Consider the following 23662-nt stretch of genomic DNA (forward strand, 5'->3'; position numbering starts at 1 on the left):
GTACGTGCTAACCGGGTGGGATGGGCTGATGACACAGCCCCTAGCTTGAGGGTTGCCCGAAACAGAAATGGACTGAGGGCGTTAACCACTCAAGAATCCCACGGCTTTAGCCGTGTGGAGTGTCAAGGGTATAGCCTTGTTGACCCCTTTTCGTTAAAATGATGGGGAAAAGGTGCAACCTAACCCACTGCTGAGTCGTTTTTCGCGACCTTCAGTCAATTTGCAACAAAGGAGTTTTCACCCATGTTTCACTTTGAGCAGATCGAAGGCGACCGTGCCTCACGATACGAACATCTGTTAAAACAGGTGGGTCACCTGGTGGAAGGGGAGCGAGACATGGTGGCCAACCTGGCCAATACCGCATCCCTATTGTATCTGTCATTAGAGCAGGTAAACTGGGCGGGTTATTATCTCAACCATGGTGACGAACTAGTGCTGGGGCCGTTTATGGGTAAACCAGCCTGTATCCGCATCCCGTTCGGCAAAGGTGTTTGTGGAACGGCAGCTTCTGAGCGTCGTACTCAACTGGTCCGGGATGTGTTGAAATTCCCCGGACATATCGCTTGTGATGCTGCCACCCGATCTGAAATCGTGGTGCCGATGTTCAAGGACGACTATCTGGTAGCCGTGTTGGATATCGACAGTCCGATTGAAGCCCGTTTCGACGAGGAAGACCAACAATATCTGGAACGATTTGCCCAAATCGTCACGGACAGCATCGATTGGTCCCCGATCCTGAAAGGTTGAAAATATGCCCTGCGCTCATTGGAGCCAGGGCATTTCATTTGAACTACTTTTGAACTACTTTGTCAGAAATTGTGTATACACCCGATGCGCCCGTTTGATTTCCTCCTTCATCCACTCGGGAAACGGAGCCATGTCCAATTCGTCCAATGCGATCCAATGGTAGCTGTCATGCTCGGCACTCAACCGGAGTGTTCCAGTCGGTTGATGGCAAGCGAATTTGATGATAATCAGATGCTTTTCCTCTTGAATCTCATCGTAGATGTAGGCGGGCGCGACGACTTTCACTTGTAACCCCGTTTCTTCCCGTACTTCTCTGGCCAATGCGTCCATCAATGGTTCCTCGGGTTCCAATCCACCGCCAGGAAAATCCCAGCCGTGATTGTCTCTGGCACTGCGTTCCTCCGTTGATTTTCGCAGTACCAACACCCGTCCCTGATCAAAGATGATCGCTTTGGCCGCGATTTTATACGGTTTTTTCATCGCATCCCACCAGCCTTTTTTCCGTTTCCGCTACGCCAACCTGAAAAAATCGCCGGTCGCCGTCGCGATCAGTTTGCCGTTTTCATCCGTCACTTTCACTTCCAACACGATGATGGTTCGGCCACTTTTCACCACACGGGTTTTTGCAGTCAACCAACCATCCTGTGCCGGTGCCAGGAAGTGTACGTTCAAATCCAATGTCACAGCGTGACGTTCATAACCGAACGCTTGGAACACGGTATGACCCATGGCAGTGTCGATAAAGGTGGTCGTGATTCCCCCATGCAGCATTTTGTAGCGGTTTTTCAGCTCTTCGGTTACTAACATGCGGTGAACATAAACGCCCTCATTTTCATCGTAGCCATCCGACCGAAAATTCATCAGCTCTTCAATATATGCCAACGGGCTGACCCGCGAACGCTTGAGTGCCTGCACCATTTTGTAGATCGTTTGAATTTCCTGTTCGTTCAGATCTTGCAACTCCTGCAGCAATCCTTCTCTTGTCATGATCAGATCCCTCATTTTGACGAAATATCCTGATGTGATGTACCCTTCACACTGAGCGATACTTTCACCCATACGCATAGTATAGCAAAAAACAGTGATTGGCGGATGAAAAAAACCCAGGCGTTCGGCCTGGGGAGACTTTTGACACAGTGGGCTAGCATCGTGATCGCGGGTGAACTGTTTTCACCGCTCCTGTTTCGTAAACGCTCAAAGGTGGTCGCGGGAAAACGGCTACCTCTTTTGGAGGATTGGGGGCCGAAATGCCTATCGAGCGACTCTAGCCGTCACTACGGAGCAGAGACGGGAAATCGGAACCCGCAGACTTTATCAACAACCTGACCAGGTTTTAACCTGGGTTTCCTCCCTTTTGCTCAGCCACCATCAGCCACACATACCGGTTCAACTGCTTTAGACGAACGATGAGACCCGCTTGACGGAAAGCGCTCTCCAAACGTTCCACTACCGGGTAATATTCTCGCTTCAAATCGAGTGCGAGTTCATGAAATCCACGTTCCTCGGCTTCCTGTTGCATAGCCCGTTTCGTCGCTTCATCCCGAAAAACGGTATCGGCAAACACGATTCTCCCGCCTGGCCGGAGCCGACGCGCGAAATCCAGAAGCGCCCTGTCTTTTTCTTCATCCGTCAGATGATGAAACGCATACGTGCTGACAATCCCGTCCACGCGCGGAAGACTGTCCGGTACGTGCAGAAAATGCCCTTCATAGAGCTCCAGATCCGGGAGTTTGCTTTTCGCTTTTTCCCGCATGGCAGCAGACGGTTCGATCCCAATCACACGGTAGCCCGCCGCCAAGAGCAAACGTGATAAATTGCCGGTACCGACTCCGAATTCCATCACAACACTCCCTTTAGGAAGGGAGAGCGATTCCACCACGGTCTTCAAAATATCTGCATATCCCTCAAACACCTCGATATATTCCGGATGGCCACCGGATACGGCATGATCATAATCCTCGGCCCATTGATCGAATAAATCGTTAAAACGCGGTTCGTTCGCCATAACAAGTGCCTCCTCGGCATATACTCTTGAATCCTGATCGAATTAGTCAGTTTTCCAAGCTGAATCTTAACACCATCCATTGTTCCCATCAATGGAAAAAAACACATAACCCCAAAGTTGAGTGTATTCAACGGCCACTCGACCGGATACGCCCTCGACCTTCTGTTACATCAACCATTATCCCCCTTGTCAACAATCCAAATTGATGGCATCATAAATCTTACATAATCACTCGGAAAAGTGGTGAATATCATGTCCGGCATCCCTCTTCCTTTTGTCCGTACCAATCAATGGATGATCGTGTCCACAGTGTTGGCGGCTCTGCTGTTCTCCCAGCCCTGGATCTTGGTCATTCCGCTCTTAGTAGGGATCATCAGCCTGTCAACCGGAAAAAACCCCGCATTTTGGCTGGCCCGGCCGTTTCTGTCCAAGCCGCTGAGCCAATACCTGGCGGAAGACCCCGATCAACAACGGTTTAACCAATGGATTTCCGTCATCTGTCTGGCGGTGAGCTTGATCGCCTTTTCGCTCGGTTGGACTACGGTAGGCACGGTATTTGCCGTGATGGTCGCCTTGGCCGCTTTCATCGCCATTCTCGGATTCTGTATCGGTTGCTTTATCCGGTATCAGTTTTTGCAGTGGAAGCATCGCCATCAAAAAAGATGATGCGAGTCTGTGTCTCCAACTCCCTTTTATCCGGGCTGGAGAAATCTGAAACACTTTTTGGTCCCGGGAGTCGTTTCCGCATCGCTTCATTACCTGTAGATCGAAGCGGTAAGAGACGGCTCCCGGATTCTTTTTCTCTCTCTTTCGCAACTCGAAATGATGGGGTAGGATAAGATTATCCAGTAGGATAAGATTATCCAAACGAAGCAGATAGAGAGGCGATAGGAAGATGAATCGGAACCAACGCAATATGATCACGGCGGCGTTGATGGTCGCCATGTTTCTCGCCGCAGTGGAAGTGACGATCGTCAATGCGGCGATGCCAACCGTCGTGACGGCATTAGGTGGAATTTCCCTGTACAGCTGGGTGTTTTCAGCATTCATGTTAGCCAATACGACGACAGTTCCCATTTACGGCAAACTGGCTGATCTTTACGGACGCAAACGTGTCTTCATCGTAGCTGTGCTATTGTTCGTCACAGGTTCGGCGTTGTGCGGACTGTCCCAATCAATGACACAACTCGTCTGGTTCCGCACGTTGCAGGGTCTGGGAGCCGGCGGCGTTTTGCCTGTAGCGATGACGATCATCGGGGATATCTTCCCGTTTGAAGCACGTGCCCGCGTGCAAGGATGGTTTTCCTCGGTATGGGGTTTGGCGGCCGTTATCGGTCCGTTCGTCGGCGGATGGACAGTAGAACATTTCTCTTGGCGCTGGTTATTCTGGTTTAACTTGCCGATCGGGTTGCTGGTGATCGGCATCATTGCCGTCTACCTGCCCAACCGTAAAAACGGAGAACGTCCGCACGTCGATGTGGTCGGAGCGGGACTGATGACCATATCGGTGTTTGGTTTATTATACGCCGCTTTGCTCGTTGGTGAAAAAGGTTGGCAAAACCATTTGCCGTGGGGGTGTCTGGTGGTCTCGGCCGTTTTGCTGGTGGTGCTCATCCGGTGGGAACGGCGGGTGAAGGATCCGTTTATCCCCATCCGCCTGTTGCAAAACCGGATCATCGCTTCCAGCAATTTGACCGCATTTCTCACAGGAATGGGCATGTTCGGAGCGATTTCCTTTGTTCCTCTGTTCGTGCAGGGGGTATTGGGCGAAAGCCCGACTTTGGCCGGATTGGCCATCACGCCCCAAGTGTTGGGATGGACATTGGGCTCAATCGCGGCGGGCCGATGGATACTCAAAAGCGGCTACCGTCCCGTCGTGTTGACCGGTGTAAGCTTGATTGTCGCCGCAGCGCTGACTTTCGCCGGCATGGGGCAGAACACCGCCTACGGATGGGTGTTGGCCACCATGTGCGCGTTGGGTTTGGGGCTGGGATTGTCCATGACCACGTACATTTTGGCCATCCAGAATGCCGTTCCCATACAGGATCGCGGAGCTGCCACCTCCTCTCAGATGTTTTCCCGTTCGATGGGCGGGGCATTCGGCGTCACCATTCTTGGGGCTGTTATGACATTCCAGTTGAAACGTGCCGTAGAGACGTCCATTCAAGCCCATCAGGGTGAATGGAGTCCGGAAACAATCGATCAATTGCGGCATATGCAGGGGATCGCTTCCCCGGAATCCCTTGCACAACTGCCTGCCTGGTTGAGTGATGAAATGGGACAGTGGCTGGCACACTCCCTGCACGCGGTCTTTTTGACGGCCACCGTTTTCAGCGTGTTAGCATTGCTCGTGGCTGCTGTATGGATACCCAAAGGAAGTGCGAAATCGATGGCGTTTCCGGAAGAAACGTCACCCTAACTTATGATCGTCCGCATGAAAAGAGAGGGTGTCTATTTTGACAGGCAAGCATCCGGTCAACGGCCCCCCCAGTCAATGGATCGGAGGTGGCCGATGTTGAAACCGAAAAGGCACCTTTCGTCGACCACGGTTGAGATTGCGCTTGGGATCGGTTCCATCCTGTGTGGTCATGCGTTCTTGCTCACCGTAACCAAGGGGGCTGCGTTGTGGTTTCTCGGATTTGTGCAACTCGCGTATGTGCTGCCGGTCGGTCTTTGGGCACGCAAACGGGGATATCGGATGATGTGGCATATGGTCACCCTCGTGGCGGGACTGACGTTCCTCTTCAACATCATGGCATGGATCGCGATTTTTTCTCTCTGGACGAAGCCGTTGGGATGATCTTTAGTCCCGTCACGTTTCAAAAACAGAATGTGTGTCCATATTAAATCACACAACCCTCTCAGCCTACCGAAAAGGATGTCATTTCACATGAAACATACCGTTCTCATCGTGAATCCGAACGCCGGGGACGGCTCGCTGCTCTCCGCCATCGACGAAATTCTCACCCGTTTTCGTCGGGCAGGCATGTCTGTTTCCCTCCATCAAACCACCCATCCAGGCGAGGGAGCGCAAATTGTCCAGGCTGTTGCGGAATATGCCGATCTTATCATCGTTGGTGGAGGGGACGGTACGGTAGCCGAGACGGTCAATGCATTGGCCCCTCTCCCTCGTCGTCCACACATGGCCATTTTGCCCGGCGGCACGTGCAACGATTTTTCCCGCACACTGGGGATATCCCAAGATCCAGTGGAAGCGGCGGAGCAAATCCTGTCCGGTCGGCAACGATTGGTCGATGTGGGTTTTGACGGCCGCCGCTACTTTCTCAACTTTTGGGGGGTCGGGCTCATCACGGAAGTATCCTCGGATATCGACCCGAACGAGAAGGAGCGATTCGGCCGGTTGGCCTACTATTTCAATGCACTCAAGCATGCCGTCGATCCAACCCCGTTTACATTGCACCTAGAGGGGGACGACGTCTTCTATCACGGTCCGGCGCAGTTACTCATTGCCGGAAATGGTGCCTACTTGGGCGGTTACCGGACATTTTTCCCGACAAGCTGCGTGGATGACGGACTCATGGATGTATTTCTGGTGAAAGAGGCCTCCTTCGACAGTCTCTGGTCCTGGATTCGCTCGCATTGGACAGGAAACACGCCGGAAGGAGAAGACATCCTGTATTTTCGGACCGGGCGATTGCATGTACAAACAACCCCATCGCAATTGATTGATTGCGACGGGGAAAAGGGAGGTACAACGCCGGCCACACTTTCCGTTTTGCCCGGTCATCTGACGATGCTGGCAGGTGATCGGTAAACAAAAAAGCGGAAGGGGTTTTCCCTTCCGTTTTTTTCAGGTTTTCTCCGAAATGAGGCAATGCAAAAAGAAAGGTGGCCTTTTTCTCACAAGGCAACCCTTAGCTCAACGAAGCAAACAGAAGCTGTGAAAAAAGGCTCACCCCAATTGGACACCCAAAGATACTACCAACAGCCCTGCTCATCGATCGGCCGATTTTATCTCCTCCAGATGATCAGTCTGGTTAACGCGAACCAATTGCCAACCATGTTCCGGATAGAAGGTGACGGACGTCACACCCGTATTGGTCAATCTCGCATTCAACTCGTTACGACGCTCATGCGCGATGGCCATCAAACCGGCATGCATACTGCTACCGTGGCCTACGACGACCACATGGGCGCCTGGATGCCGGCGGGCGATCCACTCCCACTGATCGGCAATGCGCCGACTCAGCTCGTCAAAACGTTCGACTCCATAGCGTCCACCTTCTGCCCATACTGTTTTCCAATCGGGATACCGTCGCTCCAATTCCTCGAACGATATGCCTTCCCACTCCCCAAACGACCGCTCCCGCAGTTCCTTTAGCGGGTTGACGGTCAATCCGTGGACACGGGCGATCGCTTCCGCTGTTTCCACCGCCCGCTTGAGATCACTGGAATACACAGCATCCACCGGACGTGTGCGCATCCACTCGGCCAATAACCGCGCCTGCTCTTTTCCGTTTTCATTCAGCGGGATGTCAAGCCGTCCCTGAATCCGTCTTTCTTGGTTGTACACCGTTTCCCCGTGGCGAATCAGCCATAAATATGTTTCCATGCTTCCTCTCTCCCTCTCATTGCAACAGTTGAAAACGCTGTTCCGATTCATCCCAGATCCATTCAAACGTGCGTTTGACTTCTCCATTCGGCTCCAACTGGTCCACCAGTAACAGATCGGCTTTTTGCTTGGGGTTTCGGTCGATCAAAACAATCCGATAGTACAAGGACCGACCGGCTGACAATAATCTTCCCTGATGAACCAACCCGTTACTGCCACCTTGGTCAACAGCATGCCCGCTGTCGTCAATTATAACAAATCGCTTGACCACTCCCTGATACACAATCCCCGTTTCCCGCACAGCATGTGGTAAAGCTTCCTGAACAGCCAACAAAACACCGTACCCGCGCTTGGTCAATTCCCCACGAAACACGATGTTTCCTCCGCCAGGCAAAACCGTGTGGACCAGTCGGGATAGCGCCTGTTCCGAATGATCGGGTCGCAATGCATCTATCTCCACAGAGCAAAAAAAGGGTTCCGGCCCTTTTTTGGACCCAATCGAAGCACCCACCACCGTCCATCGTCCGGGAAAATCCGGATGACGGATTACATACATCTCAGGAGCCGGCCGGAGAGAAGATGTTCGCCAATCCTGTTGCGCCAGCTGCCATTTCCTCCCTTGACTGTCTTGGACGAGGATGGACAAAGTCGGTGTTTTCCAGTCGGTTCGAATGATATAGTTGCCGGTCCCCGGAATGCGCACAGCCTGATCGAACCGCCATCTCAAAGGTTTGGCTGACACCTTGATACGGTACCCCATGTCGATGGTTTCCTGGGCAATCTGTAATTGTTCTTCCGCTTCGCTCCTTTTCTGGGAATCTTGCACCGCATGCAACCGTTCAGCGGAAGGTATATACAGCGTTTCTTCGATCCGCTGCCGTACGGTGTGATACAATTGGATGCGATAGGCTTTTGCCTCCCGATCAAACGTCATTACTGCCAGAAAGACACCATCGTAGCTGTAACCCAACAAATACGCATGCTGAGAAGCATACTGTTGAAACCCCTTTCTGGCAATCAATGAACGAAGACGCGGTACCTCCCGGTCAGCATACGGCACGAACTCCGCAGTTTCCGTACGGGGAAGATGAGAGACCGGTGTCCCTGCTTGAAAGTCTTCTCCCCATTGGCAACCCGCCAACAAGCTGACGAGCAACCACATCCCCAGCATCGTCCAACGGACTGCCAATAGCCGCCACCCCTCATATGGAACCGTTTCGTTTGTATCCCATCTTATCGCAACAAAAACATCCTGACTATCCTTTTTATGTATTTCATGGACGCATAATCCGTTTATTTCGTCTCAAAATAGATGGTAGAAAGTGAGCGAAAGGAAGATGAAGATGGATACCATGGTGCGTTCCGATCAGCCGGATGTCAAACCTTTGGCGCGATTGCGGCAAAGTTTGTCGCAAAAGGTCCGACGTTTTTTTTCTGATCCCTGGGAAATTGAAGATGATTTTCTCGGTAGGGCCGCCGATTTTCTTCCCCGAATCAATATCGAGGAACAGACAGACCGATATGTAATCGAAGCCGAACTGCCGGGAATGGAGGCGAAAGAGATCGAGATCACCGTCTGCGACAGCGTATTGACAATCCGAGGTGAGAAACGGCGGAAGACCGAAAGACCGGATGCGCGACTTTATCGGGTGGAAAGCCGTTACGGTGCCTTCCGCCGATCATTGGCCCTCCCAGCCGATGCAGACCTTGAACGAATCAATGCCGAGAACGAAAACGGGATGTTCTATATCACGGTTCCCAAAAACCCCAATACCTCCCGTCTCCACATCCGCGTACGAAACCAACATGATGAATAAAAACCGATCCGTAATCAAGGATCGGCTCCGGTTGTGGATAAAGTAGCCTGATGCGTGTCTGATGATAACCACTTCTTTTCCCGGTTTGCTCCACCTGCGCCCTGCAAGGAAGCAGGTCATGCCGCTTCAAACCGGGGCGCAGGATGTCGCAAAGTACACTCGCTTAAAGGAAATTGCTCGCAATGCCATTCCTGCGCTTCCCGGTTCTCAGCTCGGTCAGGCTTAGGTCAGTCACTCAGCTGGGAAAACGTTGCGTTCTGATTAATTGGCCAGACGCTCTGGCCACCGGCGGGTCTGAAATTCGTCGCTACGAGGCTTCAGACGGAAATTCGGATCCCCTTCTCTAAAAGAGGGTGGCCGTTTTCACACGAACGACGTTTGAGCTTGCCGAAAGTGGAGCGAGAGGGAAAACTGCCATCCCGATATGACGAGCGGTTCAACCACTTTGACAGCGGTCACGGCCGATAAGCTTATTCTTTGACCGCTCCGGCTGTGATTCCGGAGATAATGCGCCGCTGGAAAATCAGCACCATGATTACCAACGGAATCGTCACGATAATGGATGCCGCAGAGATCTCTCCCCAAGGGACTGTATATTGCCCTTGGAACATGGCGATACCGACTGGCACGGTTTTCATCGATTCATCCGTATTGATGGTCAACGCAAAGAAAAATTCGTTCCAAGCGGCGATGAATACCAAGATGGCCGTCGTAAACGTGCCCGGAACCGCCAGCGGCACAATCACCTTGCGAAAGGTCTGCAACACGGTCGCCCCGTCCACTTTGGCCGCTTCCTCCAAATCATGGGGAATCTTTTGAAAGAAGGTCGTCAGGTTCCAGACAGCCAACGGCAAGGCAAACGTGGTGTAAGGAATAATCAGACCCAAATAACTGTTGGTCAGTTTCACCGATTGCATAAACAGAAAGATCGGCGAAATGGTTGCGATTTGCGGAAACATCGAAACCGCCAGTACCAATCCGAGAATCACCGTCTTTCCTTTGAAATGGAGACGGGCAATTGCATAGGCGGCGAAAGAAGCGATCACGATGCAGTACAACGTCGTCAGTGATGCCACCACAAAGCTGTTCCACAAGTAAAGGTGGAACGGTCGCTCAGTGAACACCAGTTTGTAGTTTTCCAAAGTGGGATGATCGATGATGGGTCGAAACGCATGATCGCCAAACAGTTCGCCGGGCGGCTTGAGGGACGTGATCAACTGCCATAGAAACGGAAACAAGATGATGAACAAAAACCCGGCGATCATGAGGTAAAACAGAAACCCCGGCTTCTGCTTCATCTCTGTCACACTCCTTATTTACTCCGGCCGCTGGGGACCAAGTCTGTTCCCAACACTTTGACGAAGATCATGCTGATGACGGCCACACACAGGAAAACGATCACGGACAACGCCGAACCCGCCCCGAAGTTCATCTGGGCGAACATCGTTTTGTAGGCGTAGATCGAGATCGTTTCCGTCGCGTTACCGGGTCCCCCTCCCGTCAGGACAAACACTAGGTCGAAGATCCGGAATGCATCCAATGTCCGGAACAACAACGCGACGAGAATGGTCGGCTTCAACAGCGGGAGCGTGATCTTCACAAACTGTTGGAACTTGCTGGCCCCGTCCACTTCCGCCGCTTCATACAACGATTGCGGAATGGTTTGCAAACCGGCCAGCAACAGCAAGGCCATGAACGGGGTGGTTTTCCATACGTCGGCGACGATAATGGCAAACATCGACCCCCATTTCGATGTCAGCAGCTCACCCATATTTGGCACGATATGGAGCACCTCAAACAGTTTGGCGACAATCCCGTTTTGACCGTCAAACAAAAACTTCCACATCAAAGCTGAAATGACGGTGGGAATGGCCCATGGAATCAGCACGGAAGCACGTACCCATCCCCGTCCAATGAATTGCTTGTTCAACAACATCGCAATCCATAAGCCGAACACCAACTCCAGAGCGACGGAAATAACGGTGAACACCAGTGTGTTCTCCAACGACGCCCACAACCGCGGATCTTGAGCAAATTGCCGATAGTATTGGAATCCGACATAGTTGGGCGTAATCAACGCGGATTGAAACCCTTCCACCAAACCGATGACGTCTCTCGGTTTCTGGAGTACTCCCTTTTTTTTCAGACCTTCCAGTTCAGTGCGAATGTGCGAAAGCGACTGTTTCACCTTTTGTGCTGTCTCGTTTTCGATGTTGGCGTATTTCAAGTCGGGCGGAATCGGTTGGTAGTTCGTGAGCAAATCATTCACTTGATCGTAGCGCTTTTTTACCCCTTTTTCCTGGTTGAGAAGATCGCTCAGTTTTTGCACTTCGTCCCGTATGGCCTGGAGACGGTCTTTTTGTGTTTTGGCGTGCTGAATTTCGGAATCCAGTGCACTGATCAAAAACGGAGCGTTATTGAGATACCCTTCCATATCGATTCCGTATTGGTCATGTATCTCGGTTTTGGCCGGGTTGTTCAACCGCACATCGTGTAAGCTGATCCAAAAAGAACGGATCACCGGCCAGATCGCGATCAACAGAATGATGATCAGCGTAGGCAACACGAACAGATAGCCTATCGACCTTTCCGACAACTCCATACGCTTACCGATTTTCATGTTGCGTCACCACTTTGTTGAAGGCTGAACGGGGGAACCATCCTTTCCCTCCCACTTGGCTCTTTGAAAGAGGCCGGGAGCCGTACCCCGTCTACAACCGGAACGGTGAAACGATCTCCCGGCTCACTATCTCGCGTTCTTTCCATCACTTATTTACTGCTTTACTACTTGTTTCAGTTTTTGCTCCATGTTCTTCACGGCTTGTTCCGCCGTTTGTTTCCCCACGATGGCTTTGGAGACTTCAATTTGGATGATGTCAGAGATTTTCGGGTAATCCGGGGATACCGGTCGAGGAACGGCTTTGCTGACTCCTTTGACAAAGTCCTTTTGGGCGAACAGCGGGTTGGCATTTTTTACAGCCGGATCATTGTATGCCGGCAGATATGTCGGTGCCGATCCGCCATATTGCGCTGTGATTTTTTGACCTTCCAGGCCCGTCATAAATTTCACCAGTTCCCAAGCCTCTTTCGGATGCTTGCTGTATCGGTTGATCCCCGTCATCCAACCGCCCAATGTGGCAGCCGAACCGTGGTCGCCGGCCGGCAACGGGGCGACACCCACTTTATCCTTCACTTTGGACTGTGCCGGATCTTGCACCAGTGCGTACATATACGGCCAGTTGCGAATCATCGCCGATTGACCTTCCAGGAAGGCGGTATGGGATTCCAGCTCGGTGAAAGTGGTAATATTGCTCGGAACGAAGTCGGACCGGGCGATTTCGATCATTTTTTTCAACCCTTTGATCGTCTGCGGGCTGTTGATCACCACATGTCCTTGATCGTCCAGGATTTTGCCGCCATAGGCGGAAATGAACTCCAAGAAGTTGCAGACCAAACCTTCATATTGTTTCGCTTGCATCAGATAGCCGAATTTGGTTCCGCCTTTTCCCTTCGTCTGTTTGGCCATTTGAATCAGTTCGTCCCAGGTTTTCGGCGGTTGCTTGATCAGGTCTTTGCGATAATACAAGAGACCGGCATCGATGAATTTGGGCATCACCCATTGCTTGCCCTCGAACTTACCTGCTTCGACCGCACCAGGTACGTATTTGCTCATATCGATCCGGTCTTTTTGGATAAACCGGTCCAACGGCAAGAGATAGCCAGCCTGAGCAAACTCCGAAGGCCAAATCACGTCCAGGTCGAACACATCGATTTCAGACGATTTGCTGGAGAGCATCGTTACGTACTGGTCATGGCTCTGACCCGTATCAGCCGGCATCTCCCGCACGACGACGTCAATGTTGGGGTGTGTTTTTTCAAATGCTGCGACCAGTTTTTTCGTTGCCTGTGTGACATCTTTTCCCCGGGCATAGACGATCTTCACTTTGCCTCCGCTACCGCTGTCCGCATCGGAGCCACCCGGACTGCAAGCGGCCAGTGATACAGCCATCGTCAACGCGAGACCTGCGCTCACCCATTTTTTCCACTGTTTCATGCGTGTTTCCCCTCCTGTTTGTTTCATTTCTTCCATCCTTCATGATGATCAGAACCGCTGTTGTCACCGTTTGTGTTAACTCGCTCCTTCCCACCCCCTATTCTGATTCATCCAATGTGACAGGCCTTCCCGTTCGGGAAGAGGTATAAATCGCATCCAAAATGCGGTGAATGTAAACCCCTTGTTCCGGCCGGCAAATCGGTTCCGCTTTTCCTTCCACTGCATCCAGAAAATTTTGCAACAATAACAATCGTTCATTTTGCCGTTCGGGGTACAAAACCGAATCCACAGGTACACCCGCTTCCTCATGAAAAAGCGTGACTCTGCCGGCACCAAAGTCCATGGTGACGCCACCATCCTCGCCGTACAATTGCACGAAGGCGCGATCTTTCTCAATATGGGCGGCCCAACTGACGTCCAAGATCAGTGTGGTTCCGTTTTCAAATTTGATCATGGCCACCGCCAAATCCTCCACGTCGAATACACCCTGATCATTGACGGTTCCCCAACTGAAAAGTCCTTTCTTTTTCGGGCCGAATACACTGTACGTCTGACCGAACACGGTGACCGGCCGGGGATAGTCGATCAACCAAAGCGCCAGATCCAACACGTGCACCCCGATGTCGATGAGGGGGCCACCCCCCGCCTTCTCCATGGACGTAAACCAGCTTCCCCAACCGGGGATGCCGTTTCGCCGAATCCATCCCGTTTTCACATGATAGACAGTTCCCAGCTTGCCTTGATCCACCAGTCGTTTGAGCAACGTCGATTCCCCGCGGAAACGATTGTTTTGTCCAACCATCAGCACTTTGCCCGCCTGATTGGCCGCATCCATCATCATCTGCGCCTGGTCGGCGTTGAGCGCCATCGGTTTTTCGCACAAAACGTGTTTGCCTGAGGCCAGCGCTTCCACCGTTACCGAGGCATGCAGAAAGTTGGGAAGGCAGAGAATGATCGCATCCAGATCATCCCGTTTCAGCATCTCCCGGTAATCGGTGTAAATGTGCGGGATGCCGTGCCGATCGGCGCGCATCTGTGCGGTTTCCTCGTTTACGTCCGATATGGCGAGGACTTGCGCTCGCGGCTCCTCTTGGATGGCGGCCAGGTGGGCTTCCGAAATCCCACCTGCGCCGATGATTCCGATCTTCCATGACTGCGTCATCACTGTGCCTCCAATTAGCCAACTTGTGCTGGCTGCAGTTGTACGATGCGTTTTTCTTCCGCAGAACGGATGGCCGCCAGAATGATCTCCAACGATTTCTTCCCTTCCTCGCCCGAAATGAGAGGAGGTTCACCAGAGAGGATGCTGTGGACAAATGCGTCAATCACGCCGCTTTTGGTTTGTCCTCCCTCTTCGTTGGTCGCGATGGCGCCTACTTGATAACGTTCGACCGTGCCGTCCCGAAGTTCGACGATCACTTGATCCACTGGGTCGACCCCAATTTTTATGGTACCGTTTGCGCAGTGCAAAATGGTGCTGTTATCTTCGTTTGGATAATGTGTCCAGCTTGCTTCCATCGTACCGATTGCACCGCCACGAGTACGTAAAATGATCACCGCGTTGTCGTCCACGTCCGTTTCTTCCTTGTGCAACGTGTCCACCATCGCACCTACTTCCACAATCTCATCCTGCAAGAGCCAACGAATCAGATCGGCCTTGTGGACACCCAAATCGCCCATCGCACCGACAAACGCCCGATCTTTCCGGAAAAACCAGCCGCCTTTTCCTTCGGCACTCCATTGTTCAGGCCCGCCGTGGCCGAATGTTGTGCGGAATGTGAGCACTTTGCCCAACCTGCCGCTCTCCAAAATCTCTTTCGCCTTGACGTGCGGCGGCATCAACCGCTGATTGTGTCCGATCATCAGGACCACGCCATTTTCCCGTGCTGCATCGATCATCGTTTGGGCTTCCTCGCTGGACGTGGCCATCGGCTTCTCACACAATACATGTTTCCCCGCGCGTGCCGCCGCGATCGTCATCGGACCGTGTTCCACGTTGGGCGTGCAAATGCTGACGGCATCGATCGTAGCATCCTTCAGCAACTCCCGATAATCGGTGTATACCTTGCCGCCATATTGATCGGCGAATGCTTTCGCCCTCTCTTCTACCACATCACAAAATGCAACCAGTTCCACATGGGGATTTTCAGCGTATTCCGGAATATGACGATACTTGGCTATGCTTCCGCAACCGATCACGCCCACTCGAATCTTGGTCATGTTTCAACCCCTCCTTAAGTGTCTTTAGGTGCACGATGGACCAGCCTTATACCCACCACATATCCGTCAATTGTTCCTTCGGCAACACCCGTTTCAGGTTTTCCACTGCTTTCTGGAAGCCTTCTTCTACTGACAAGAGCGCATCTTCATGCTCGATACTGACGACGTAATCGTAACCTACCATTCGCAAGGCGCTCAGGATGTCTGCCCAGGTTTTCAGATCGTGACCATAGCCGACGGTTCGGAAAATCCAGGCCCGCTCCTGCATGTTGGCATACGATTGCATGTCCGTAAGCCCGTACATATTGACATTGTCAGGATCGATGTAGGTGTCTTTGGCATGGAAATGGTGAATGGCGCCCGCTTTCCCCAGGATTTTCACCGCAGCTACCGGATCGATGCCTTGCCACCACAAATGGCTGGGATCCAGGTTGGCCCCGATTACCTCTCCCACCGCTTCACGCAGTTTCAACAATGTGGCAGGGGTGTGGACCAAAAACCCGCCATGCAGTTCCAAAGCAATCTTCACCTTGTGCTCTTCAGCAAATTTTCCCCACTCTCGCCAATAAGGAATCAACTTCTCCTTCCACTGCCATTCCAGGATCTCACGGTACTCATTGGGCCAGGGTGCCACGGGCCAACTGGGCATCTTGGCTCCTTCGTAAGCGCCGGGGGTACCGGAAAAACAGTTGACGACCGGCACTTCCAGCTTTTCTGCCAGCAAAACCGTTTTCACAAACGTGTCATGGGATTGTTGTGCAAACGCTTTCTCGGGTGTCAATGGATTACCGTGACAGCTTAGCCCGCTGATAATCAGACCACGGTCTGAAATCGCTTTCTTGAAGGCGCGTAATTTTGCTTTGTCTTCCAGCAGCTCATCCGGATTGCAGTGCGCATTTCCCGGGTAATTGCCTGTCCCGATCTCCACTGCATCCAGTCCGGCTGCTTTGACGTAATCGAGCATTTCCTCCAACGACATCTGCGAAAACAAGACCGTGAACACACCGAGTTTCACAGCGTTTCCCCCTTTGTATGTAGTGATTGAGCATAGCGAGCAGATCTTAAGTGAATTTTAAGATAACTGTGGGTTGATGAACCGTTTTCGAAAAAGACACACCTTTCGCTATAACGAAAACGTTTTCTCCACTTCTAGCATAAAAAATGATGCGCAAAGATGCAACCGTTTGTATGATCCAAAAATAAACATCATGTCTTCCTGACCGGAGGGAAAAGTCTGGAATGTGAGGAGAAATCCGCCCGTTTCGGTTGGTCTCTTACCTGCTCGTGGCTATAATAGATAGGGAGTCACCGGAGGCCACCTTCGGGATCATCGGCAATACTACGAACACATAACGAGGGATACCATGAGACTCAGAAGAAAACCGGAAGCAAAGGAATTTGTACGTCAACATCCACGGGTCATCAACGACCCGAAGCAACTGCGCGGACAATGGCGCACATTCCTCCAGAACGATCGCCCGCTCCATGTTGAGTTGGGCACCGGCAAAGGAAAATTTTTATCCACCATCTGCTCCGTAAAGCCCAACTTTCATTGGATCGGAGTCGAACGCGTTGAGGAGGTCCTGATGCAGGCGCTCAAAAAAGCGGATGAACAGGACTGCTCCAATCTCCATTTTCTTTGGATGGATATCGCGGAACTGGACGAGGTGTTCGACAGAGGGGAAGTGGCCCGTTTTTATCTGCATTTCAGCGATCCGTGGCCCAAAAAAAGGCATGCCAAACGTCGGCTGACGCACCGCGATTTTCTGGCCCAATACCAGAAGATCCTGGGACCGGAGGGGGAGCTGTTGCTCAAAACCGATCACCGGTCCTTGTACGAGTTTACGCTGGAGGAGCTCGCCGTATGCGGTTATACGGTGCTGGAGCAGAGTGAAGACCTGCATCGGAGCCCCTACAGCGAAGGCAACATCATGACCGAGTATGAAGAAAAGTTCGTCGCCAAGGGGATGCCGATCTACTATCTGCTCGCTCGACCGCCGGCCAAATTTCCGGAGGAAGTGCTGGAGAAGAAAAGGAGAAGAAAGACTTGGCATATCAACGCGGGGCAAGAACAAGCGGAAGATGAGACGAACCGGAATGATGATGTTTCAGATCAATAGACAGCCTGGAAGTGGCTTGCTTCAGCCTAACGATCATACGTTCAAGCGTTGCTTGATTCATTTAAGAGCAGCAGACCATTCTCAAGCGAGCAATTACCTACCGAAATCGCAGGAATTCATTTTCTCGGGCCATTTTCTCTAAGCGAAACGTAATTGCCCCCGTCCTGCGTCTCCCGGTTCCAAGGTTTGATCGCTTTCTCATTGACTTTTGCTGCATATGTTTTATAATAAGACTTTGTATGGCTCAAATCTCCCTGGGGTTTGAGGATAGCACGCAAAGTGATGGTGATGGATCACCCTCACTGGTTCGCTCCGTGAATCGCGGCTGCAACGTTTTCACGGATGTCCGGCTTTTCGCCGCTATCCGGAAAGTACGGGCAACTTCGCGGACCAGCCATCCCGTCATTTGCATTCCAACGCAAATGATGAAAGGGGAGCTTCAGTATGGCACGTTATACTGGACCTCGTTGGAAACTGAGCCGTCGTCTCGGCATCTCTCTGTCCGGAACCGGAAAAGAGTTGAAACGGCCGTACCCGCCGGGTCAACATGGTCCGGGACAACGCCGGAAGCTGAGCGAATACGGCCTTCAGTTGCAGGAAAAACAAAAACTGCGTCTGATGTACGGTCTGAACGAAAAGCAATTCCGCAACCTCTTTGACCGTGCAGGCAAAATGAAAGGGGTTCACGGTGAGAACTTCCTGAAGTTGCTGGAATCTCGCCTGGACAACTTGGTGTATCGCCTGGGCTTCGCTCGTACCCGTGCACAAGCGCGGCAATTGGTGGTGCATGGGCACATCACGGTCAACGGGAAAAAAGTGGACCGTCCGTCCTATCAAGTACAGGTGGGCGACGTAATCGGCCTGCGCGAAAAGAGCCGCAACCTGCAAGTGGTCAAAGAAGCGCTGGAAGACCGACAATTCCTGCCGGAATATCTCGAGTTCGACGAAAGCAAAATGGAAGGCACCTACAAACGTCTGCCTGAGCGTTCCGAACTTCCGGCGGAAATCAACGAGCGGATGATCGTGGAGTTCTACTCCCGTTAATCCTCTTTTGCCACGCCACTCCATTCGTTTTGGATGGAGTGGTTTTTCTTTACAAATCATCCATTATGGGGTGATATCATGGCCACTTTTTTGCTGTTGCACAGTCCCTTCGTCGGCCCTGCCACCTGGAACTGGGTCGCGCAAGTGTTGAAACAGCGGAAGATTCCCGCCATCGTTCCGATTTTGCGGCATCGAAAAGACGAACCCCCGTATTGGAAACAACATGTGGATCAAGTCGTGACGGCCTTGGAACATCTCACGCCCAAAGAGCCGATCATTCTGGCGGCACACAGCGGTGCAGGCGTGCTGATCCCGGCTGTGGCCGACGCCATCCAACAACCGGTGATTGGGTCCATTTTTGTCGACGCTCTCATTCCTCAAGACGGGAAAAGCCGATTGGATTTGTACAATACAAAAGAAGCGGCGGACGAATTCCGCCGGCAAGCACGGGACGGCATGATTCCACCGTGGACCGAAGATGATCTGAAGACGGCGATCCCGGCACCTTCCGTCCGTCGCGCCTTTGTGGCCCAATTGTACGCGACGCCGCTCGCCATGTACGAAGAGGCCATCCCCGTACCAGACGGTTGGCCTGATCATCCTTGCGTCTACTGGAAATGGACGGAACACTACGAATCGCAACGCCAAATCGCAGAGCAAGCAGGCTGGCGCTGTATCGACACAAAAGTCGGCCACTTTTACCTGTTGCAGGAACCTGAAGTGGTTGCTGATCAACTGGTGGAAATCGGCAATGATTTGTTGCAGCAAGCCGGTTTGGACACGTTTTGACAATACGGTCGTGTCCCACCATCGCACCGAAAGAGCGCAATCCGTTTCCGCCTTGCTACTCTCATCTTCGAACAAACTTTTTGAAGCGAAGCGTACGTTACCCGCATCTTGCGCTTAAATGTTGAAAACGATCTTGGCAGGATGTTGACAAAAGTACATGGGGGCCCGGTTTCTCGTTGTGTGATGCAAATCCTGAAACGAGAAAATCGGGCCCGTTTTTGTTAAACCAACTTCACTTTAGCAAATTTGCGTTTTCCCACCTGTACCACCATACCATCTTCAACGGGAAGATGCTGATCGACATCTGTCACTTTTTCCTGGTTGACGCGAACCGCACCCTGCTGGATCATCCGACGCGCTTCTCCATTCGACGCAACCAGCTCCAAGGTGGAAAGCAGTTGCACCACCCAAATCTTGCCGTCTTGAAGTTGACCCGCCGCGATCGTCACTTCAGGGATATCCTCCGGCAAGGCATTTTGCTGAAACACTTGGCGGAAATGGCGTTCAGCCTCATCAGCGGCCTCCCGTCCGTGATACATGCGTACCAGGGTATGGGCCAGCTTCATTTTGGCGTCCCGTGGATGAATGGTTCCGTCGGCCAGCCCTTTTTTCAGCTTCTCCAACTCTTCATTGGACAGATCAGTCGCCAACTCGAAGTATTTCACCATCAATTCGTCGGGGATGGACATGGCTTTTCCGTAAATTTCCTGCGGCGGTTCCTGGATGCCGATGTAGTTACCCAAACTTTTGCTCATCTTTTTGACGCCGTCCAAGCCCTCCAACAACGGCATCATCATGATTACTTGTTCGGGCAGACCGTATTCTCGTTGGAGTTGACGGCCCATCAGCAGGTTGAACTTTTGGTCCGTTCCCCCCAGTTCGATGTCGCTTTTCAGCGCGACCGAATCATAACCCTGCATCAGCGGATAGAAAAATTCATGCACGCTGATCGCCTGGCCGCTGTGATACCGCTTGGAGAAATCGTCCCGCTCCAGCATCCGGGCAACTGTGCATTTGGCGGCCAGTTCAGCTACTTCTGCAAATGTCATCGGCGACAGCCACGTACTGTTGAAATGGATTTCCGTTTTGGATTGATCCAGTACCTTGAACAATTGGTCGGTATAGGTTCGGGCATTTGCCTTCACCTCTTCTTCCGATAACTGGCGCCGTGTCTCCGATTTTCCCGTCGGATCACCGATCCGTCCCGTAAAGTCGCCGATCACCAATTGGACGATGTGGCCCAGCTCCTGGAACTGACGCAGCTTGTGCAATACCACCGTATGACCGATGTGGATATCCGGCGCGGTGGGGTCCAATCCCAATTTCACCTTGAGCGGCCGGTTGGTTTCAATGGATTGACGCAGCTTTTCCTTCAATTCTTCCTCCGGAATAATCTCGGCCACACCGCGGCGGATGACAGCCAATTGCCGATCGATCTCCCGTTGAACTTCCGGTTTGATCTCCGTCGTACTCATTTCCATCCCTTCCTTCTTCGTTAACATAAAAAAACCCCATCCTCAAGGGACGAGGTTTACCCGCGGTACCACCCTTTTTGAAAGCAATTCTGCTTTCCGCTCGTTTGGATAACGGGCAAGTCACCCCGTCGCACGAAGCCCAGGACCTGTCTGGTCCATCCATTGTCCGAACGACCATCATCAGTCCATGGCCTCATGCGAAGCTCCCAGGTGTAATTCGCACGGCGGGAACCGCTGGTTCACACCAACCACCAGCTCTCTGTCGGGTCCGATCCGCCGGCTACTCGTCCTGTTCATCACTGTTATCTGATGGACGCGCGTCGCTAATTGACGCGATTTTGTCGAAGATTTCAATGATCCTCCCAAACAATGCCTGTGTTATAATATTACCGTTAAATGAGGAGGGTATCAAGCGATGGAACACCGTGGTTCTCCTTCATCCCCGGCGGAAAAAAGAAGGTCGCTGGGGTTCCGGATTTTCAAGGGCTTTCTCTATACTTTATTTTTCGCTCTGATCCTGGTGCTCACGTTGTCGGTTGGTGCCGCAGGTGTCGTCGCGGGTTATGTCGCCTCGCTGGTCAAAGATCAACCAGTGCTGAGCAAGGCCGACTTTGAGAAGAAATTATCGGGATGGTCTCAAAACAGCCAAGCGTTTTTCCGTGATGGGCAACTGATCGGACAACTCAGGGGGGACGAAAATCGGAAATTAGTCACTGTGGAGCAAGTGAGCCCCTATCTGATCAAGGCCTTCATTGCAACGGAAGATCAACAGTTCTACCAACATCACGGGGTTGTTCCCAAAGCGCTTTTCCGAGCAGCCCTGCAGCAGGCGTTGCACAGCTCGGTGACTACCGGCGGCAGCACGATTACGCAGCAGGTCGTCAAAAACACCATTTTGCAAGACCAATCGCAAACCCATGAGCGCAAGGCGCGGGAAATCTTCATCGCGTTACGCATGGAAAGGATGTTCAGCAAAAAGGACATCCTAAACGCGTATTTGAACAGCACATACTACGGAAAAGATCCCAACGGCCGCAATATGTTGGGAGTAGAAGCTGCGGCTAAGGGGATCTTTGACGTCAGCGCCAAAGATCTCAATTTGGCACAAGCCGCCTACATAGCGGGGATGGTCCAACGGCCCAACGCATACAACCCGTTCTTCGCTGACGACGGTTCCACACTGAAAGCCGGGGAAAAGCGCATGAAGGTTGTACTGAACCGGATGCTGAAAACCCACAAGATCACCAAGAAGGAATACGACCAAGCGTTGGCGTTTAATCTGCAGGCCTCACTGGCCAAACCGAAACCCAGCGCATATGAGAAGTACCGGTATGTGATGGACGCGGTCGAAAAACAAGCGGCTGAAGCTCTCATGAAGGTAGATGGTCTGGATCCGGCTCAGCTGAAAAAGCAGGGCAAGTATTGGGCCACAATGGAAGAATACCGAAAACGGGTGTTGACGGGTGGATACCATATCCAAACGACCCTTGACAAAAACCTGTTGGATACGATGGAACAGGCCACCAAGCGGATACCGTTCGCTCGTCCGGCCGACATTCGGGTGTGGGAGGGGCCTAAAGGCCACCGAAAATTGGTCGTGAAAAAGAACCAACTGCAACAGGTCGGCGCCACGTTGATCGATGTGAAAACGGGGGCGTTGCTGGCATTCGTCGGCGGACGGGAGACCAATGTGAATCACGCGCTGGACTATCCGCGTCAACCCGGTTCTACGATAAAACCCTTGTTGGATTACGGACCGGCGCTCGATCTCGGTCTGATCACACCAGACACGAAGATCAAAGATGAAGAACTGAAAGCAGCGGACGGTACAGGAAAAACCTATCGAAACGCCAACAAAAAATATGCGGGTGACGTGACGGCCCGCCAAGCATTGGCCCAATCACTCAACATCCCGGCCATCAAGGTGTTCAGGATGGTAGGAAAGGAGCGCGCCTTTAGCTATTTGGAGAAAATGGGCTTCCGCTTCCATCCGTACGACGGAGAAGCTTCCGCCATTGGCGGGCTTACCTACGGATTCACGGTACAGCGCATGACTGCGGGATATGCGGCTCTGGCCAATCACGGTCAATTCAACGAGCCGTACATGATTCAAAAAATCACCGACTCCTCCGGGAAAGTGGTGTATGAACACAAACAGAATCCGGTACAGGTTTATTCTCCGAATGCTGCTTACACTACCACTGACATGTTGCGAGATGTGATCAAAAACGGCACAGGAAAACTGATCGGTCAACGGATCCGCGGTTACGACATCGCCGGCAAATCGGGAACCACGCAAAATAAATACGACGTATGGTTTATTGGATATTCCCCCCGCGTGGCGTTGGGCGTATGGGTCGGATACGACTACAACAAAAAGATGTATAACGATACAGTCGCGAAGGAAGCATGGGCCACTTATTTCAAGGCAATCATGCAGGCTGACCCCAATCTTCAACCCAAGGGCGAACGTTTTGTCGCCCTGGGCGCGCTGAAAAATGACGAAATATACTAAATATAAACGTAAAATGGCGGCACGCTTGCCGTCGAGCGGACCCTTTCGGCTGATTGCGTTAACACCGCACACCCGTTCCCTGAATACGCCGACTGCCGGGCAGTAGTAATCGATGGTATACCGTCACAGCCGTCAACGACGTGGGAAACTCCGCCCCCACACCACGCGCGCATGCACTGCAACGTTCTCCCTGCCCGAAGCTCCCATGCGTCGAGGAAATGGGCAGCATCGCCACAGATCCATTTGATCGATTGGGAACGTCTCTGTTACATTCGTTTGGATTCTGGTGCTCACCCACGCCCT

General features: G+C 52.2%; 22 protein-coding genes and 1 other annotated feature. Of the genes, 10 read left to right on the top strand and 12 right to left on the bottom strand.

The genetic code is table 11. The annotated features are described in order from the left end of the window. Positions 1–243 precede the first annotated feature (243 nt). The gene (locus tag NWF35_RS15740; RefSeq protein WP_301240399.1) at positions 244–747 is read left to right on the top strand and encodes a GAF domain-containing protein; all 504 of its coding nucleotides are present in this window, start codon (positions 244–246) and stop codon (positions 745–747) included. Between the two features lie 54 nt (positions 748–801). Here NWF35_RS15740 and NWF35_RS15745 read toward each other — a convergent pair whose 3' ends face one another. The 3 genes from NWF35_RS15745 to NWF35_RS15755 form a co-directional block, all read right to left on the bottom strand. Then, positions 802–1227: an NUDIX hydrolase gene (locus NWF35_RS15745; RefSeq protein ID WP_301240400.1), complete on the bottom strand. Its 426-nt coding sequence runs from the start codon at positions 1225–1227 to the stop codon at positions 802–804. Between the two features lie 30 nt (positions 1228–1257). Then, positions 1258–1734, bottom strand: a complete 477-nt coding sequence (locus tag NWF35_RS15750) for a PaaI family thioesterase (RefSeq protein ID WP_301240401.1) — start codon at positions 1732–1734, stop codon at positions 1258–1260. Positions 1735–2080: 346 nt separating this feature from the next. Then, positions 2081–2752 (bottom strand): class I SAM-dependent DNA methyltransferase, encoded by a 672-nt coding sequence (locus tag NWF35_RS15755; RefSeq protein WP_301240402.1) that lies wholly within the window; start codon positions 2750–2752, stop codon positions 2081–2083. 252 nt (positions 2753–3004) lie between these two features. On the opposite strand from NWF35_RS15755, the gene NWF35_RS15760 reads away from it, so the two are divergent. The 4 genes from NWF35_RS15760 to NWF35_RS15775 all read left to right on the top strand — a co-directional run bounded on the left by NWF35_RS15760 (position 3005) and on the right by NWF35_RS15775 (position 6527). After that, positions 3005–3418: a DUF4395 domain-containing protein gene (locus NWF35_RS15760; protein ID WP_301240403.1), complete on the top strand. Its 414-nt coding sequence runs from the start codon at positions 3005–3007 to the stop codon at positions 3416–3418. Positions 3419–3647: 229 nt separating this feature from the next. Then, positions 3648–5171: an MDR family MFS transporter gene (locus NWF35_RS15765; RefSeq protein WP_301240404.1), complete on the top strand. Its 1524-nt coding sequence runs from the start codon at positions 3648–3650 to the stop codon at positions 5169–5171. Between the two features lie 93 nt (positions 5172–5264). Continuing rightward, positions 5265–5552 carry a hypothetical protein gene (locus tag NWF35_RS15770; protein WP_301240405.1) on the top strand — a complete coding sequence of 96 codons (288 nt, stop codon included), beginning with the start codon at positions 5265–5267 and terminating at the stop codon, positions 5550–5552. A 90-nt stretch (positions 5553–5642) separates the two neighbouring features. After that, positions 5643–6527 carry a diacylglycerol/lipid kinase family protein gene (locus tag NWF35_RS15775; RefSeq protein ID WP_301240407.1) on the top strand — a complete coding sequence of 295 codons (885 nt, stop codon included), beginning with the start codon at positions 5643–5645 and terminating at the stop codon, positions 6525–6527. Between the two features lie 180 nt (positions 6528–6707). On the opposite strand, the gene NWF35_RS15780 is transcribed toward NWF35_RS15775, so the two are convergent. Together NWF35_RS15780 and NWF35_RS15785 are read right to left on the bottom strand one after the other, a co-directional pair. Continuing rightward, positions 6708–7325 carry a histidine phosphatase family protein gene (locus NWF35_RS15780; RefSeq protein WP_301240409.1) on the bottom strand — a complete coding sequence of 206 codons (618 nt, stop codon included), beginning with the start codon at positions 7323–7325 and terminating at the stop codon, positions 6708–6710. 16 nt (positions 7326–7341) lie between these two features. Further along, the gene (locus NWF35_RS15785; protein ID WP_301240411.1) at positions 7342–8514 is read right to left on the bottom strand and encodes a hypothetical protein; all 1173 of its coding nucleotides are present in this window, start codon (positions 8512–8514) and stop codon (positions 7342–7344) included. A gap of 154 nt (positions 8515–8668) precedes the next feature. On the opposite strand from NWF35_RS15785, the gene NWF35_RS15790 reads away from it, so the two are divergent. After that, positions 8669–9142 carry an Hsp20/alpha crystallin family protein gene (locus NWF35_RS15790; protein ID WP_301240413.1) on the top strand — a complete coding sequence of 158 codons (474 nt, stop codon included), beginning with the start codon at positions 8669–8671 and terminating at the stop codon, positions 9140–9142. A 470-nt stretch (positions 9143–9612) separates the two neighbouring features. On the opposite strand, the gene NWF35_RS15795 is transcribed toward NWF35_RS15790, so the two are convergent. The 6 genes from NWF35_RS15795 to NWF35_RS15820 form a co-directional block, all read right to left on the bottom strand. Then, positions 9613–10440, bottom strand: a complete 828-nt coding sequence (locus NWF35_RS15795; RefSeq protein ID WP_301240414.1) for a carbohydrate ABC transporter permease — start codon at positions 10438–10440, stop codon at positions 9613–9615. A gap of 14 nt (positions 10441–10454) precedes the next feature. Beyond that, positions 10455–11762 carry a carbohydrate ABC transporter permease gene (locus tag NWF35_RS15800; RefSeq protein WP_301240415.1) on the bottom strand — a complete coding sequence of 436 codons (1308 nt, stop codon included), beginning with the start codon at positions 11760–11762 and terminating at the stop codon, positions 10455–10457. A gap of 153 nt (positions 11763–11915) precedes the next feature. Then, positions 11916–13196 carry an ABC transporter substrate-binding protein gene (locus NWF35_RS15805; protein WP_301240417.1) on the bottom strand — a complete coding sequence of 427 codons (1281 nt, stop codon included), beginning with the start codon at positions 13194–13196 and terminating at the stop codon, positions 11916–11918. 97 nt (positions 13197–13293) lie between these two features. After that, positions 13294–14358 carry a Gfo/Idh/MocA family protein gene (locus NWF35_RS15810; protein WP_301240419.1) on the bottom strand — a complete coding sequence of 355 codons (1065 nt, stop codon included), beginning with the start codon at positions 14356–14358 and terminating at the stop codon, positions 13294–13296. Between the two features lie 14 nt (positions 14359–14372). After that, complete coding sequence (locus NWF35_RS15815; protein ID WP_301240420.1) at positions 14373–15416, bottom strand: Gfo/Idh/MocA family protein; 1044 nt, start codon at positions 15414–15416, stop codon at positions 14373–14375. A 46-nt stretch (positions 15417–15462) separates the two neighbouring features. Further along, positions 15463–16431, bottom strand: coding sequence for a sugar phosphate isomerase/epimerase family protein (locus NWF35_RS15820; RefSeq protein WP_301240421.1), 969 nt, complete (start codon positions 16429–16431; stop codon positions 15463–15465). A 349-nt stretch (positions 16432–16780) separates the two neighbouring features. Here NWF35_RS15820 and trmB point away from each other — a divergent pair, with 349 nt between their 5' ends. The 3 genes from trmB to NWF35_RS15835 all read left to right on the top strand — a co-directional run bounded on the left by trmB (position 16781) and on the right by NWF35_RS15835 (position 19369). Beyond that, positions 16781–17536, top strand: a complete 756-nt coding sequence (trmB, locus tag NWF35_RS15825; protein ID WP_301240423.1) for a tRNA (guanosine(46)-N7)-methyltransferase TrmB — start codon at positions 16781–16783, stop codon at positions 17534–17536. A 444-nt stretch (positions 17537–17980) separates the two neighbouring features. Further along, the gene (gene rpsD, locus NWF35_RS15830) at positions 17981–18580 is read left to right on the top strand and encodes a 30S ribosomal protein S4 (RefSeq protein WP_205493183.1); all 600 of its coding nucleotides are present in this window, start codon (positions 17981–17983) and stop codon (positions 18578–18580) included. A gap of 78 nt (positions 18581–18658) precedes the next feature. Next, positions 18659–19369 (top strand): alpha/beta hydrolase, encoded by a 711-nt coding sequence (locus NWF35_RS15835; protein WP_301240424.1) that lies wholly within the window; start codon positions 18659–18661, stop codon positions 19367–19369. 221 nt (positions 19370–19590) lie between these two features. Here NWF35_RS15835 and tyrS read toward each other — a convergent pair whose 3' ends face one another. Then, positions 19591–20844: a tyrosine--tRNA ligase gene (tyrS, locus tag NWF35_RS15840; protein ID WP_301240480.1), complete on the bottom strand. Its 1254-nt coding sequence runs from the start codon at positions 20842–20844 to the stop codon at positions 19591–19593. A 42-nt stretch (positions 20845–20886) separates the two neighbouring features. Then, positions 20887–21150: a binding site (T-box leader), on the bottom strand. 109 nt (positions 21151–21259) lie between these two features. Between tyrS and NWF35_RS15845 the strand changes: the two genes are divergently transcribed. Continuing rightward, a complete protein-coding gene (locus NWF35_RS15845; protein WP_301240426.1) occupies positions 21260–23359 on the top strand; it encodes a transglycosylase domain-containing protein in 2100 nt (699 codons plus the stop codon). Positions 23360–23662: the final 303 nt, after the last annotated feature.

Origin of the sequence: Polycladomyces subterraneus (assembly GCF_030433435.1) — a bacterium.
Taxonomy (GTDB): Bacteria; Bacillota; Bacilli; order Thermoactinomycetales; family JIR-001; genus Polycladomyces; species Polycladomyces subterraneus.